Annotated in this window: 10 protein-coding genes; 1 reads left to right on the forward strand and 9 read right to left on the reverse strand. The window is 67.0% G+C overall.

From position 1 onward, the window contains the following. Nucleotides 1-245: 245 nt before the first annotated feature. From C7416_RS19195 to C7416_RS19220, 6 genes are all read right to left on the reverse strand, one after another. Nucleotides 246-1,466: an ABC transporter substrate-binding protein gene (locus C7416_RS19195; protein WP_063239485.1), complete on the reverse strand. Its 1,221-nt coding sequence runs from the start codon at nt 1,464-1,466 to the stop codon at nt 246-248. Between the two features lie 56 nt (nt 1,467-1,522). Beyond that, nucleotides 1,523-2,551: a branched-chain amino acid ABC transporter permease gene (locus C7416_RS19200; protein WP_063239486.1), complete on the reverse strand. Its 1,029-nt coding sequence runs from the start codon at nt 2,549-2,551 to the stop codon at nt 1,523-1,525. A 14-nt stretch (nt 2,552-2,565) separates the two neighbouring features. After that, complete coding sequence (locus C7416_RS19205; RefSeq protein ID WP_063239487.1) at nt 2,566-3,453, reverse strand: branched-chain amino acid ABC transporter permease; 888 nt, start codon at nt 3,451-3,453, stop codon at nt 2,566-2,568. A gap of 21 nt (nt 3,454-3,474) precedes the next feature. After that, nucleotides 3,475-4,179 carry an ABC transporter ATP-binding protein gene (locus C7416_RS19210; RefSeq protein ID WP_029043246.1) on the reverse strand — a complete coding sequence of 235 codons (705 nt, stop codon included), beginning with the start codon at nt 4,177-4,179 and terminating at the stop codon, nt 3,475-3,477. A 2-nt stretch (nt 4,180-4,181) separates the two neighbouring features. Continuing rightward, nucleotides 4,182-4,961: an ABC transporter ATP-binding protein gene (locus C7416_RS19215; RefSeq protein WP_063239488.1), complete on the reverse strand. Its 780-nt coding sequence runs from the start codon at nt 4,959-4,961 to the stop codon at nt 4,182-4,184. Nucleotides 4,962-5,994: 1,033 nt separating this feature from the next. Next, nucleotides 5,995-7,125 carry an IS110 family RNA-guided transposase gene (locus C7416_RS19220; RefSeq protein ID WP_111520391.1) on the reverse strand — a complete coding sequence of 377 codons (1,131 nt, stop codon included), beginning with the start codon at nt 7,123-7,125 and terminating at the stop codon, nt 5,995-5,997. A 203-nt stretch (nt 7,126-7,328) separates the two neighbouring features. Between C7416_RS19220 and C7416_RS19225 the strand changes: the two genes are divergently transcribed. Then, the gene (locus C7416_RS19225; RefSeq protein ID WP_111520392.1) at nt 7,329-7,655 is read left to right on the forward strand and encodes a DUF1484 family protein; all 327 of its coding nucleotides are present in this window, start codon (nt 7,329-7,331) and stop codon (nt 7,653-7,655) included. A 109-nt stretch (nt 7,656-7,764) separates the two neighbouring features. Here the strand turns inward: C7416_RS19225 and C7416_RS19230 are convergent, their stop codons facing one another. From C7416_RS19230 to imuA, 3 genes are read right to left on the reverse strand one after another with little or no spacing between them, the layout of a single operon-like run. Next, nucleotides 7,765-11,250: an error-prone DNA polymerase gene (locus tag C7416_RS19230; protein ID WP_181461273.1), complete on the reverse strand. Its 3,486-nt coding sequence runs from the start codon at nt 11,248-11,250 to the stop codon at nt 7,765-7,767. Further along, nucleotides 11,247-12,812: a Y-family DNA polymerase gene (locus C7416_RS19235; RefSeq protein ID WP_111520393.1), complete on the reverse strand. Its 1,566-nt coding sequence runs from the start codon at nt 12,810-12,812 to the stop codon at nt 11,247-11,249. Before C7416_RS19235 ends, C7416_RS19230 begins: the two co-directional genes overlap by 4 nt. Continuing rightward, nucleotides 12,745-13,665 (reverse strand): translesion DNA synthesis-associated protein ImuA, encoded by a 921-nt coding sequence (gene imuA, locus C7416_RS19240; RefSeq protein WP_111520394.1) that lies wholly within the window; start codon nt 13,663-13,665, stop codon nt 12,745-12,747. Before imuA ends, C7416_RS19235 begins: the two co-directional genes overlap by 68 nt. Nucleotides 13,666-13,825 lie beyond the last annotated feature (160 nt).

The following is a 13,825-nucleotide window of genomic DNA, read 5'->3' on the forward strand; positions in this document are numbered from 1 at the left end:
CGGGCCTCGCCCGCTGTAACGTTGGCGAGGGCCGGAGAATGGCGCGGACGTTCAGTCGCGCGGCGATGCCGGCAATAGGCAGCAGCCGTACGTGGCGGCCGGGCGCCAGCGAGTTGCCGTCGGCCAGGGCTGCCCGCAACGGGCTTGAGACGAAGTTCTGATAACACACGGGGCACCGGAACCGCTCGATAGCAGCGCTGCCGACCGACGTGCTGCGCGCATCGGACAAAGGGGCGTTTAGATCTTCATGACGTCTTCTTCCCAACCAGCGGGCAGCCACCTTCTTCCACCGGCCTGAACGCCTCGTTGGCGGGAATGGAGGCGATGAGCTTGTAGAAGTCGCCCGCATACTTCGATTCCGACGGCTTCTTCACCTCGAACAGATAGAGCGGGTGGATCTTCCGGCCGTCTTCGCGAATGCTGCCCTTGCCGAACAGCTTGTCGTCGGTGGGCATCGCCTTCATCTTCGCTACCACGGCGCTGCCGTCGCCATCCGCCTTCATCGCCGTCACTGCCTTCAGGTAGTGGATCACAGCCGAGTACGTGCCCGCCTGCGCCATGGTCGGGAACTTGCCGTTGTTGGCAGTGGCGAATTCCTTGCCAAACTTGCGGTTCTCGTCGGTCATATCCCAATACCAGGTCTCGCTCAGCAACAGACCCTGTGCGGCCTTGAGGCCGAGCGCCTGGACGTCGCTGCTGAAGACGAGCAGGCCTGCCAGCTTCTGACCGCCGGCGGTCACGCCGAACTCGGCGGCCTGCTTGACCGCGCCGATGGTGTCGCCCCCGGCGTTGGCCAGGCCCACTACCTGTGCCTTCGAGGCCTGGGCCTGAAGCAGGTAGGAGGAGAAATCGTTGCCCGGGAAAGGATGCCGGACCTTGCCGAGAACCTTGCCACCGTTCTTGACGACGACAGCTTCGGTATCGCGTTCGAGCGAGTGGCCGAAGGCGTAGTCGGCAGTCACGAAGAACCAACTCTTGCCACCCGACTTGACAACCGCCTTGCCCGTCCCATTCGCCAGTGCCCACGTGTCGTAGGCCCAGTGGATGGCATTGGGCGTGCAGGCTTTGCCGGTGAGGTCGGAGGTGCCGCCGCCGGTGACAATCATCACCTTGTTCTTCTCCTTGGCCACCTGGTTGACCGCCAGGACGACCGACGAGGTCGGCACGTCGACGATAGCGTCCACCTTGTCCACGTCGAACCAGCGGCGGGCGATGCTCGCCCCGACGTCCGGCTTGTTCTGGTGGTCGGCGGCCACAATCTCCACCTTCAGACCATGCTTCTCGGGCGCGAAGTCCTGGACCGCCTTCTTCGCGGCCCAGACCGAACCGGAACCAGCCAGCCCGGCATAAACGCCGGTCTGATCGTTGAGCACGCCGATCCGGACCACGCCGTCCGTGATCTCGGCCTGCGCCGTCGAGGCCGCCAGCAGCGCGGCGAGCGAAAGCAGCTTGATGCGATTGTTCATCCTGTGTCTCCTCTACTGTGGGGATGTATATGGGGTGTTCCGTTCAGCGCTTGATTTCATGCCTTTCCTTCCGCGCGCCGGGCATGCACGCCTGCTCCGGCGGGCGTTTCGTCATGACTTGGTGCCGGCACGGCAGCGTGGCGCGGTGCGGGCCGGCCGCGGCGGTTGCCCACGATGTTCTGGCACAACGCGTTCAACTCGCCGACGATGCCGCGGCGGAACGCCAGCACGCACACGACGAAGATGCTCCCCATGATCACGGTGATCATGGAACCGACCTTGTCCGCCAAGGCGTTCTGGATGGCGACCACGATGCCCGCGCCCACCACCGGGCCGAAGGCAGTGCCAAGGCCGCCCAACAGCGTCATCAGTACGACTTCGCCGGAGGTGTGCCAGTGCGCGTCGGTCAGTGTGGCAAACTGAAAGACAAGGGTCTTGGTGGCCCCGGCAAGGCCGGCCAGGCCCGCCGAGAGGACGAAGGCCAGCAGCTTGTAGCGCGCGACGTCGTAGCCCAGCGAAGTGGTGCGCGCCTCGTTCTCGCGGATCGCCTTCAGAATCTGGCCGAAAGGCGAATGGATGATGCGGTGGATCAGCCAGAAGGTGAACAGGAAGATCGCCAGCACGAAGTAGTACATGCGCAGGTCCGACGCCAGGTCGAACAGGCCGAACAGCCTGCCTCGCGGAATGGCCTGCATGCCATCCTCGCCGCCTGTGAACGGCGCCTGCAGGAACAGGAAGTACAACATCTGTGCCAAAGCAAGCGTGATCATCGCGAAGTAGATGCCCTGTCGGCGAATAGCGAGCGCCCCGACGACAAAGCCCGCGGCAGCCGAGACGGCCGTGCCGAGCAGAAGGCCGAGTTCCGGGGTGAGCCCCCAGGTCTTCATGCCATAGCCCGATATATAGGCCGCCGTGCCCAGGAACGCCGCATGGCCGAACGAGAGCAGGCCGGTATAGCCGAGCAGCAGGTTGAAGGCGCAGGCGAACAAGGCGAAGCACAGCACCTTCATCAGCATCACCGGATAGAGCACGGCCGGGGCCGCCAGCGCGCCCAGCAGCAGGACACCGTAGCCAAGATTTCTCATTTTCATACTCGACCTCACTTTTCCTTGCCAAACAGGCCTGCCGGCCGAACCATCAGCACGATGACCATGATCACGAAAACCACCGTGGCCGACGCCTCTGGATAAAACACCTTGGTCAGTCCTTCGACCACGCCCAGCCCCAGTCCGGCGACGATCGCGCCAAGGATGGAACCCATGCCGCCGATCACCACCACCGCGAACACGACGATGATCAGGTTCGACCCCATCAGCGGACTTAGCTGCCCCGTCGGTGCCGCCAGCACGCCGGCCAGCCCGGCTAGGCCCACGCCGAAGGCATAGGTCATCATCACCATCACCGGCACGTTGATGCCGAAGGCTTGGGTAATGCCTGGGTTCTCGGTGGCGGCGCGCAGGTAGGCGCCGAGGCGGGTCTTCTCGATCGTGAACCAGGTCAGCAGGCACACTGTGAGCGAGGCACCGATGACCCACGCGCGGTATTTCGGCAGGATCATGAAGCCGAGGTTGAAGGCGCCGGCCATCTCGTCGGGAATCGAGTACGGCTGCCCCGAGACGCCGAACTGGAAGCGGAACAGGCCTTCGATAATGAGCGCCAGCCCGAAGGTGAGCAGCAGCCCGTACAGGTGGTCGAGCTTGTACAGCCACCGCAGCAGGCCGCGCTCGATGGCGATACCCGTCAGCCCGACCAGCACCGGCGCCGCCAGCAGCGACCACCAGTAGCTGATGCCGAGATACTCCAGGCCCGCCCAGGCGACGAATGCGCCCGCCATGAACATCGCGCCGTGGGCAAAGTTGATGATGTTGAGCATGCCGAAGATCACGGCGAGCCCGAGGCTGAGAATCGCGTAGAACGAGCCGTTTACCAGCCCGAGTACGAGTTGCCCCAACAGCCCCTGTAGCGGGACTCCCAGAATCGTTGTCATGTTGTCTCCTCCGCAGCGGTCTCAGACACCCAGGAGTTCCTGGAGCAGGTGCTGCTTCTCGTGAATCTCGTGCTGGTGGATCTCCGCGGCGATCTGGCCGTGCTCCACCACGTACATGCGGTCGGCCAGCGGCGCGGCGAACCGGAAGTTCTGCTCCACCAGCACGATCGTGTAGCCCTTTGCCTTGAGGTCGCGGATGACCTGGGCGAGCTTCTGCACGATCACCGGCGCCAGTCCCTCGGAGATTTCGTCCAGCAGCAGCAGCCGCGCCCCGGTGCGCAGGATGCGCGCCATCGCCAGCATCTGTTGCTCGCCGCCCGAGAGCCGCGTGCCCTGGCTATGCCGCCGCTCGTGGAGGTTGGGAAACATCGCGTAGATCTCGTCGAGGCTCATCCCGCCGCCACCCACCTGCGGCGGCAGCAGGAGGTTCTCCTCGCACGAGAGGCTGGAATAAATCGCCCGCTCTTCCGGGCAAAAGCCGACGCCGAGACGCGCGATGCGATGGGCCGGCATGCCGATTGCCTCGCGGCCGTCGATCATGACCGAGCCGGCGCGCCGCCCCGTCAGGCCCATGATCGCGCGCAGGGTGGTGGTACGGCCTGCCCCGTTGCGGCCGAGCAGGGTCACGCACTCTCCCTCGTTCACCAGCAAGTCGATGCCGTGCAGGATGTGCGATTCGCCGTAGAAGGCATGTAGGTCGGTGACCCGCAGGTATTCCGTCGCCATGATCAATGCCCTCCCGGCGCAGCGAGCGCGGCATCAGCGCTGCCCATATAGGCCTCGATGACCTGCGGGTTGGCGGAGACTTCCGCGTACGTGCCCTCGGCCAGCACGCTGCCGCGCGCCAGCACCGTGATGGCGTCGCAGATGCCGGACACCACTTTCATGTTGTGCTCCACCATCAGGATGCTGCGATTGGCCGAGACCTTCTTGATGAGCTGCATGACGCGGTCAACGTCTTCGTGGCCCATGCCCTGCGTAGGCTCGTCGAGCAGCATCAGCTCGGGGTCGAGGGCCAGCGTGGTGGCGATTTCCAGCGCGCGCTTGCGGCCGTACGGCATCTCGGCGGTCGTCATGTCGGCGAAGTCCTCCAGTCCGACGTCGGCGAGCAATGCCATGGCCCTGTCATCGAGCGATGCGAGGACTTTCGGCGAGCGCCAGAACTGGAAGGAAATCCCGAGCCTGCGCTGCAGCGGGATACGCACGTTCTCAAGCACGGTCAGGTGCGGAAACACCGCCGAGATCTGGAAGGAGCGCACCACGCCCCGGCGTGCGACCTGCGCCGGCTTGTCGCCGGTGATCTCGGCACCGTTGAACCGGATGGTGCCGCGCGTGGGATCCAGGAACTTGGTAAGGAGGTTGAAGCAGGTGGTCTTGCCTGCACCATTCGGACCGATCAGTGCGTGGATGTGCCCACGCCTGACCTTGAGACTGACGTCGTTTACGGCGACAAATCCCTTGAACTCCTTCCTCAGTCCGACGGTTTCAAGAATGAGATTGCTTGCCATGGTCATTTCCGCGCCCGTTGTTGGGTCTGCTGGAGAATATGGCCGCAGCTAGATCACGTCCAATATATTATTTGTCAGTCATTGACACTTTTTGTGTATATATGTCGGAGGCGGCGCAGTTCGCACGCCTCGCGGATTGTGGCGACGAAGTATTCAAGATCCAGGCCGAGGACAATCTGGAAGCGGTCCTGGCGCTTCAATACCCCCGCCGATCCGTGATCTTTACCCATCAACCACAGATTCTGAGACGTTAGGACACGAAGGCCATGTCGAAGCGCCACAGAGGCGACAGAAACGAATGCGAACAAGGGTCTGTTGCTTGAGCGAAGCGGACGCACAAACGTCCGCGCGTTGGTGAAGGCAAATGACCCTTCATGGCCGATAGGCGCCCCTCGCCAGCCAAGACTCTTTCGGCCCCCCGTCGCCCCAACGTTAGAGCCGGCATCGACGATACATGGCTTCAGCAACGTTCCGAATAAAGTTGCGATCGCGCCCTGGCCGGCATACCTGACCAGTATGTCAAAATTCGTTTCTGAATGATCTGATCCATTGCCGCTCCGGCGTGGGTGTTCGAGAATGGTTTGTCGCCAATCCAATGGCGATCAGGTTTAGCAGCCTGCATACCACACGACGGACAGCGCCGCACGAGCGGCGCTGTCCGTCGCGCCTCCGAACGTCCACACCTGCGGGCGGGCCTTGGCGGGGGAGCCTTCGGGCTCGCCGGTTTGGTGTGCCGGTCTGCTGATATGACTCCCCGTGTCAATCGAGATTGGTTGGTTCAGTTACAGGTTCCCATGTTGGTTCCAGTTTCCTGAGGGCGACGTAGCAGTAAGTCTCGACGGTGGATCACGCTGATATCCGCGGGTTGGTTACCGCATTACAGAGGTCCGCCCAATGAGCCAGCCGCTATCTAACGTCGCAAGTCGGATGTAATCCGTTGCCTAGCAGACCCGCGGGTTGCTCGTGTTGCCGGGCTACGCCGCCTCCAGGAAACTGGCCTCGCAGTAGTGTCATAGGTTGATACCGGTCTGGGTTACGCTGCGCGCGCTTCGTTCGGTACGGCAAGAGACATCGCGAGCTGGCTGATATCCCAAATAAATCCGCTCAGTTCGCGGGCCACTGCGACCACGGCAATGTTCGGGTTCTTGCCGCGGGCGGCAAGTTTCCGATAGCGCCGGCACAGTCGAACCTGAGCGTCCCAAGACCGGTCAACGATGGCCTTTGGGAGGCCTTCGTGCCGGCGCTGGATCTGGGGACTCACACGTGCCGGGTGCCGGTAGCTCCAGGCGGCTTCTATCAATAGCTTTCTTGCATAGCTATTGCCGTTCTTTGTGATGCTGCCCTGGCGCCGCTTTTCTCCCGATGAGTGCTCAGCGAGCGTCACGCCGTGCCAGGCCATCAGTTGGCGCGGATGGGCAAAGCGCGAGAGGTCGCCCAACTCGGCGAGAATGCCTATCGCCGTAGTCAATTGCACGCCGCGCATGGCCTGCAAGCCCAATATGGCTGGGTAGAAGCGCCAGTTGACCACTGCTTCGCGCAAAGCTTCTTCGAGACGGCTGCATTGCGCGAGCCGATCCTCGATGGCACGTCGGTATTCGTCAAAGGCGAGTTGTTGCCACACAGTGTCGAACGCAAAGGCACTGATCCAGCGCCGGTGCGCCGGGCCCCAGTCGGCTTTGCCGGTGTAACGAACACCGTGTGAGAGCAGAAAGGCCTTAAGCCTTTGTCGAGCACGCTTCAGATCATCTTTAGTGCTCACCCACGCCCGTGATAAATCCCGGAACGCTTCGTCCTCCACGCTGGGCACGTACACCGCCGAGAGATCGCCGGCGCGCAGCGATCGCACGAGTTTGAGCGCATCGCGTCGATCGGTCTTGATGCGTTCACCGGGCTTTTTCGGGATCAACGACGGCGCACACACCATGCAGTCGAATCCCTTTTGTGTGAGCTCGCGGTAAAGACCATAGCCACAAGGGCCTGCCTCGTAGACGATTCGGATGTGGCGTGCTTTGGACTGCAGGCGCTTGCACAAGCGGTCGGTATCAGCCTTCGACGTACCGATCTTGCCAAGCTGTTCCACCTCACCCATGCCGAGTGCATAGGCAACCGTGATCGAGTCCTTATGAACGTCCAGACCGACATACAAAGTGATATCGTTTTCCATGCTGGCCTCCGCGCTGGAAATCGCCGGGTGTGGCACTGTCCACACCGTGCGGCTCTGGCAGTCATGCTAACCCGCGTTTGATTCCTCACGGCGGGCCAGCCCTCCTTGCTCCAGGGGAGTCATACTGACTAACCCTGCCCCGTGCTCGCCCACCCGATTAGCAGCGGACGACGGGCCTCCATCCCTTTAGTTCGGAGGTCACCATGCCAAGCAACACCCCGGCTCCCCAAGAGCCCACCATTACCCGAAAAGCTCAACTGGCCGAGAACCTGGCCAAAGTGGACCGCGCCCAGGCCCGCCCCCACGCCAAAGCCGCTCCGCCCCCACCCAGCAAAGCCGTCACCCTGGAGGAGCAAATCCTCGAGGCCACTGACGACATCCTGCGCGTCAGCGCCGGCCTTCAGTCCTTCCTGAGCTTGCTGGACCTGCAGAGCGACACCATCCCCCAAGGCATCGGCCTCCACGCCCTGCTTTTGCCGCTCAAGCAACAGTTGGACGAGAGCGCAGATCGCCTGCAGGCACTGGTCTGACCAGGGAGAGCCTGCTTGCCCGCCCGACGGATGAGCAGCGCTGAAAAGCAAACGGCGCGAGCCAGCTAGTCTCGCGCCGTTTGCATCTCCCTCATTGGCGCCGTGCGTCTCAATGAAAATCCCGGCTCCCCACCAGCAGCCGCCCCAGCATCGGGCTCAGGTCCACCAGTTCCTTGGCCACCAGGTGGCGCACGTCGCCCTGGCGCTGCCAGGTGCCGACCACGCCCAGCAGCGTGGCGCCCAGCACCTCCTTGCGCTGGCGCTCGACCAGGTCGGGCCACAGGATCAGGTTGATGCTGCCGGTCTCGTCCTCGATGGTGGCGAAGATGGTGCCGCTGGCGGTGGACGGGCGCTGGCGCACGGTGACGATGCCGCAGGCGCGCACGCGGCGGCCGTTGGCGCAGCGTTCGAGCTGGCTGGCGGTGACAAAGCGCATCGCCGCCAGCTTGTGCCGCAGCAGCGCCAGCGGGTGCGACTTGAGCGACAGGCCCAGGCTGGCATAGTCCGCGGTCACGTCTTCGCCGAGGCGCGGCGCGGGCAGCGCCAGCGCGGCTTCGGCGGGCGGCGCTTCGTACAGCAGGTCGCGGTGCGCGGCATGCGCGGCCGCGGCGCGGGCCTGCCAGCGGGCCTGGCGGCGGTTGCCGGCGAGCGGCGCCAGCGCGTCGGCGGCGGCCAGCACATCGATGTCGTGGCGGTCCAGGCCGGCGCGCAGCGCCAGGTCTTCGACACTGTCGAAGGCATGCTGCGCGCGCGCCGCCTCGATGCGCAGCGCGGCGGCCTCGCGCATGCCCTTGACCCGGCCCAGGCCCAGGCGCACGCGCGGATGCGGCGGCCGCTCCTGCCGAGTGCTGACCGCACTGGCCGCATCGGACTCCGGCACCGGCTCCAGCGTGCTGTCCCAGCGGCTGATGGTGACATCCACCGGCAGCACCTCCACATCATGGCGGCGCGCGTCCTGCACCAGCTGCGACGGCGAATAGAAGCCCATCGGCTGGCTGTTCAGCAGCGCACACAGGAAGGCCGCCGGATGGTGGCACTTGAGCCACGAACTCACGTACACCAGCTTGGCGAAGCTGGCCGCATGGCTTTCGGGGAAGCCGTACTCGCCAAACCCCTCGATCTGCTTGCAGATCGCCAGCGCGAAGGATTCCGGATAGCCCTTGCCGGTCAGCGCGCGCACCAGCGCGTCCTGGTGCTTGCGCAGGTCGCCGCGCCGCCGCCACGCCGCCATCGAGCGGCGCAGCTGGTCGGCCTGCCCGGGCGAGAAACCCGCCGCGTCGATGGCCAGCTGCATCACCTGCTCCTGGAAGATCGGCACGCCCAGCGTTCGGCCCAGCACTTTCTCGATCACCTGGTTGAAGTAGACCGGCGGCTTCTGCGTGCGGCGAAAGGCCTCGCGCCGCTTCAGGTACGGATGGACCATGCCGCCCTGGATCGGGCCCGGCCGCACGATCGCCACTTCCACCACCAGGTCGTAGTACTCGCGCGGCTGCAGCCGCGGCAGCATCGATTGCTGCGCGCGCGACTCGATCTGGAACACGCCGATGGTGTCGGCCTTGCAGATCATGTCGTAGGTCGGCTTGTCCTCCTTGGGAATGTCCTCCATGCGCGCCGGCAGCCCCGCGCGCGCCGGATCGATGCTGGGGTTGGGGATCATCTCCAGCGCGCGCCGGATCGCCGACAGCATGCCCAGCGCCAGCACGTCGACCTTGAGCAGCCCCAGCGACTCCAGGTCGTCCTTGTCCCACTGGATCACGCTGCGGTCGGCCATGGCCGCGTTCTCGATCGGCACCAGCCGCGACAGCTTGTGGCGCGCGATCACGAAACCGCCCACGTGCTGCGACAGGTGGCGCGGAAAGCCGCGCAGCTGCGCGGTCAGGCTGGCCCACTGCTGCACCGCCGGGGACTCGGGATCGAGCCCGTAGCGGGCGATCTTGTCGACAAAGCCCGGGCCACCGTCCCACCATGCCTGTCCCTTGACTACCTGCTCGACCACGCTGGCGTCGATGCCTAGCGCGCGGCCAACGTCGCGCAGGGCGCTGCGCGAACGGTAGGTGATCAGCGACGCCGCCAGCGCGGCGCGATGGCGGCCGTATTTGTCGTAGATGTACTGGATCACCTCTTCGCGCCGCTGGTGTTCGAAATCCACGTCGATATCGGGCGGCTCGTCGCGCTCGCGCGACAGGAAGCGGCCGAACAGCAGGTTGGCCTGCTCCGGGCTGACCTCGGTCACATACAGGCAGAAGCACACCAGCGAATTGGCTGCAGAGCCGCGCCCCTGGCACAGGATCCCGCGCGAGCGCGCAAAGCGCACGATGTCGTGCACCGTGAGGAAGAACGGCTCGTAGTGCTTTTCCTCGATCAGTTCCAGCTCTTCCTTCAACTGCGCTTCCCACTCCGGCTTGAGGCCGTTGGGAAAGCGCTCATGCTTGCCACGCTCGACTTCCTTGCGCAGGTAGGAGATCGGTGTTTCATTGGGCGGCACCAGTTCCTCGGGGTACTCGTAGCGCAGCGTGCCCAGCGAGAAATCGCAGGTCTCGGCAATCTTCAGCGTCTGCGCCAGCACCTCGCGCGGGTACAGGCGCGACAGCACCTGGCGCATGCGCAGGTGCTGCTCGGCATTGGGCGCCAGCGCCATGCCGCACTCGGCCAGCGGCTGGCCCAGCCGGATCGCGGTCAGCACGTCGGACAGCGGCTTGCGCGAACGCACATGCATGGTGACCGCGCCGGCCGCGGCCAGCGGCACGCCGGTCTGCGCCGATACCGCTTCCAGGCGCGCGCGGTGCACGGCATCGGCATGGCCCTGCAACTGTTCCAGCGCGATCCAGGCGCGCTCGCCGAACACTGCGCGACACCACTCGGCCTGCTCCAGCAGCCGTTCCGGCTCGGCGCAATAGTCGGGCAGCAGCAGCGCCACGCAGCCGGGCATGCCGCGCAGGTGGGCGACGTCGCCGGCCGGCGCGGCGAGGTCTTCGGGATGCAGCCGGTAGCTGCCCTTCTGCGCGCGCCGGCGGCCCAGCGTGATCAGCTCGCTCAGGTTGCCGAAGCCCTCGCGGTGCTGCGCGATCAGCACCAGCCGCAGCGGCGCCTGCTCCGGTCCATTGGCCGGGGTCAGGCTGAAGCGGCTGCCGATCAGCAGCGAGAACGCATCGGCGGCGCGCGCCAGCGCCTGCAGCCGCTGATGGCGGCTGGCGTGGAAGCCGGGATCGTCGTCGCCGCTGCCGAAGGCATCGGCGTCGTCGAGCAGCGGTTCGTCGATGCCGTCATCGACACCGTTATCGACACCATCATCGGCACCCGCGGCGCCCCGTGCCGCGCTGCGCGCCACCGCGTCGTGCAGGCGCTTGCGCAGGGTCTCGATGGCATCGTGCGCGCGCGCAGTGCCGGCCACCGAGCATTCATCGGTCAGCGCCAGCCCGCTGTAGCCCAGGCCGAAGGCGCGCTCGATCAGCTCGCCGGGGTGCGAGGCGCCGGTCAGAAAGGTGAAGTTGGAGATGCAGTGCAGTTCCACGTAATCCGGCAACGCCGGCAGCAAACCCGGCAACGAGGCGGACAGCGAGGCGGACAGCGAGTTGGGCAAAGGCGGCGCGCTCATGCGAACAACCCATGCAGGAACCAGCGGTATTCGCCGCCATCGTCCTGCGCGCCATGGCCCGGACGCTCGCGGAAGATCCAGCAGCGCAGGCCGTCGGCGCGCTCGGCGATAAAGTAGTCGCGCGTGGCCAAGGCCCCGTCCCACCAGCCGGCCTCGATGCGCTCGGGCCGGCTCAGCAGCGCCAGCGGGCCGCCGTGGCAGGGCCGGTGGCGCTGCACCGGCAGCGGCAGCGGTTGCGGCAGCAGCCACAGCGGGCGCTCCGGCGGCGGCTCGGGCAGGCTGGCGGGCTTGCCGCCGGGCTCGTCGACCGGACACCAGCGGTTGGCGCGCTCGGGCCGGTGGTCGGCCAGCGGGCGCGGCTGCAGCACGTTGTCGCGGCCCAGCCGCGCCATCAGCGTATCGAGCAGGCGGCCCAGGTCTTCCGGCGTGCCGCCGGGCTCGGGGAACAGCGCATCGCTTTGCGGCACGCACGCGGCCATGGCCTCCACGCGCAGCGCCAGGCCGGTGACGGGGGCATGGAAGCTGAGCTGGTCGAGCTTTTCGCGCAGCAGCCGCGACAGGTGCGCGGGATCGCGGCTGGGCTGGGCCAGGCCCAGTGGCACCGGGGTGCCTTCGGTCGCCGCGCCGCGCCGGTAGCGCTCATGCTCCAGCACCAGCACGCAGCGCGTGACGCCGGCCTGCTGCACCGCCAGCCAGCCCGCCAGCGCCAGCAGCAGCCGCTGCGCGCCGGCCAGCACGGCTTCGGCGGATTCGATCCGGCCCGGCAGGTCCATGCGCTGCGCAAACGCGGGCGGCGCCAAAAACCAGACAAAGCGCGCCGGCGCCTCGCCATAGGCCTGGTCCAGCCGCGCCAGCAGCGCCGGACCCAGCCGGCGCGTCAGGCCCGCGCGCGGCAGGCGCCGCACCTCGCCCAGCGTGCGGCAGCCGACGCCATCCAGCCAGGCCGGGTCGGCCAGCGTGTGCAGCGCCTCCACCGGCAGGCGGTCGAGCAGCCGGTGCAGGCGCGCCATGCCCACCGCCCGGCGCCCGGGCCGCACCACGCCGCGCCGCGTGCGCCGCAGCGGCTGGCGCGCCAGCCAGGCGGCGCCGTGCGCGGTCGGGCCACACCCCACCTGGGCCACGGTGCCCAGCTGGCGCACGCAGGCACGCACCGCGCGGCACAGTGCGCGATGGCCGCCGAACAGGCGCAGGCTGGCGCTGACATCGAGCATCAGCGTGGCCGACTCCGGCTCCTCGTCGACGGTCACGCCCGGCGTGAAACGCAGCAGCGCCAGCGCCACCGCTTCCATCAGCGCGGCTTCGGCGGCCGGGTCGCGCTCCAGCTGCACGATATCGGCCGACAGGGCCTGCACGCCGCCGCGGCGCATGCCATAGCGCACGCCCAGCTGCATCGCCGGGCCATTGGCCAGCACCACCTGCTCGCGCGCCATCACCGCCACCGGCAGCGCATGGTGCAGGGTGGCGGCGGCAGGCGGGCTCGCGGCGGGCGCCGGCTCAGGCCAGTTGGGCTGCAGGGCGTCCAGGGGCAGGCGCGGCAGGTGCACCGCGATCCAGTACGGCATCGGAAGAAAGCTGAGAAGACTGCGCCAGCGGTTCGGGCCCGGCGGGCACCGCCGCAGTTGCCCCTGCCGGCACCGGCCAGGCCGCCGCGCGCGTGGCCGCCGCCATGCCGTCCAGGCGCAGCAGCAGCGGCGTGTCCCGCACCGGCCCGCGGCGCTTGTGGAAGGTGATCGACAGCATGTTGCCGGGCAGCGGCGCCAGCAGCAGCCGCAGCACCGCGGGCGACGACTCGCGCAGCGCCGCGGCCGGGCGCAATGCCCAGGCCACCGCGTCGCCGGCCTGCGCCAGCACCTGCAGCCGCCGCAGCGCCTCGGGGCGCGCCGCCGGCAGCCACACCAGCACGCCGCCAAAGGCCTGGCTGCGCAGCACCTGTTCGGCGGCCCACAGCATGTCGGCCTGCTGCGCGGCCCTGGCCGCTTCGGCCGGAGCACGCACCCAGTAGCACTGCCGCGCCGGCAGCCCGGCCGCGGCCAGCGCCATCGCATTGGGCAGGTAAGGCGGCGCCACCAGCGCAATGCGCCGCCCCGCCCCGGCCAGCGTGCGCAAGGCCGGCAGCAGCAGGCGCATTTCCCCCGCGCCGCCCTGCGTGGTCAGCAGTTCGGTCAGGCCGCCGGCCGGCCAGCCGCCGCCGGGCAGTTCCGCCGACAGCGCGTCATACCCGGTCGGGCACACCGCGGCCCCGCCGGCGCGGCCCAGCTGGCCGGCCCGCCACAGCCCGGGATAGCGCTGCTCGAGCGCGGACAGCGCCTGCTGGCGCTCGGCCGCGGCAGGCCAGGCGGACCCTGAGGCCGCCGGCGCAGGGAAAGGCAGACCCTCCGCCGCCCTTGGCGGGGCTGCGTGCAATGGCGCAGTCATGTGAAGTTAGCATCGCTCGCCGCCACGGCGAGGATTTAGGATATTTACGATGACTGTATATTTATACAGTATCGATGATAAGGCAAGGGGTAACAGCAGGAGGTGGAGGCCGCGGCACTGCGGAGCGTTTCGACGAGGCGCCAGCCCTCTCGCGCACGCA

This window comes from Cupriavidus phytorum, assembly GCF_003254285.1.
Lineage (GTDB): Bacteria > Pseudomonadota > Gammaproteobacteria > Burkholderiales > Burkholderiaceae > Cupriavidus > Cupriavidus phytorum.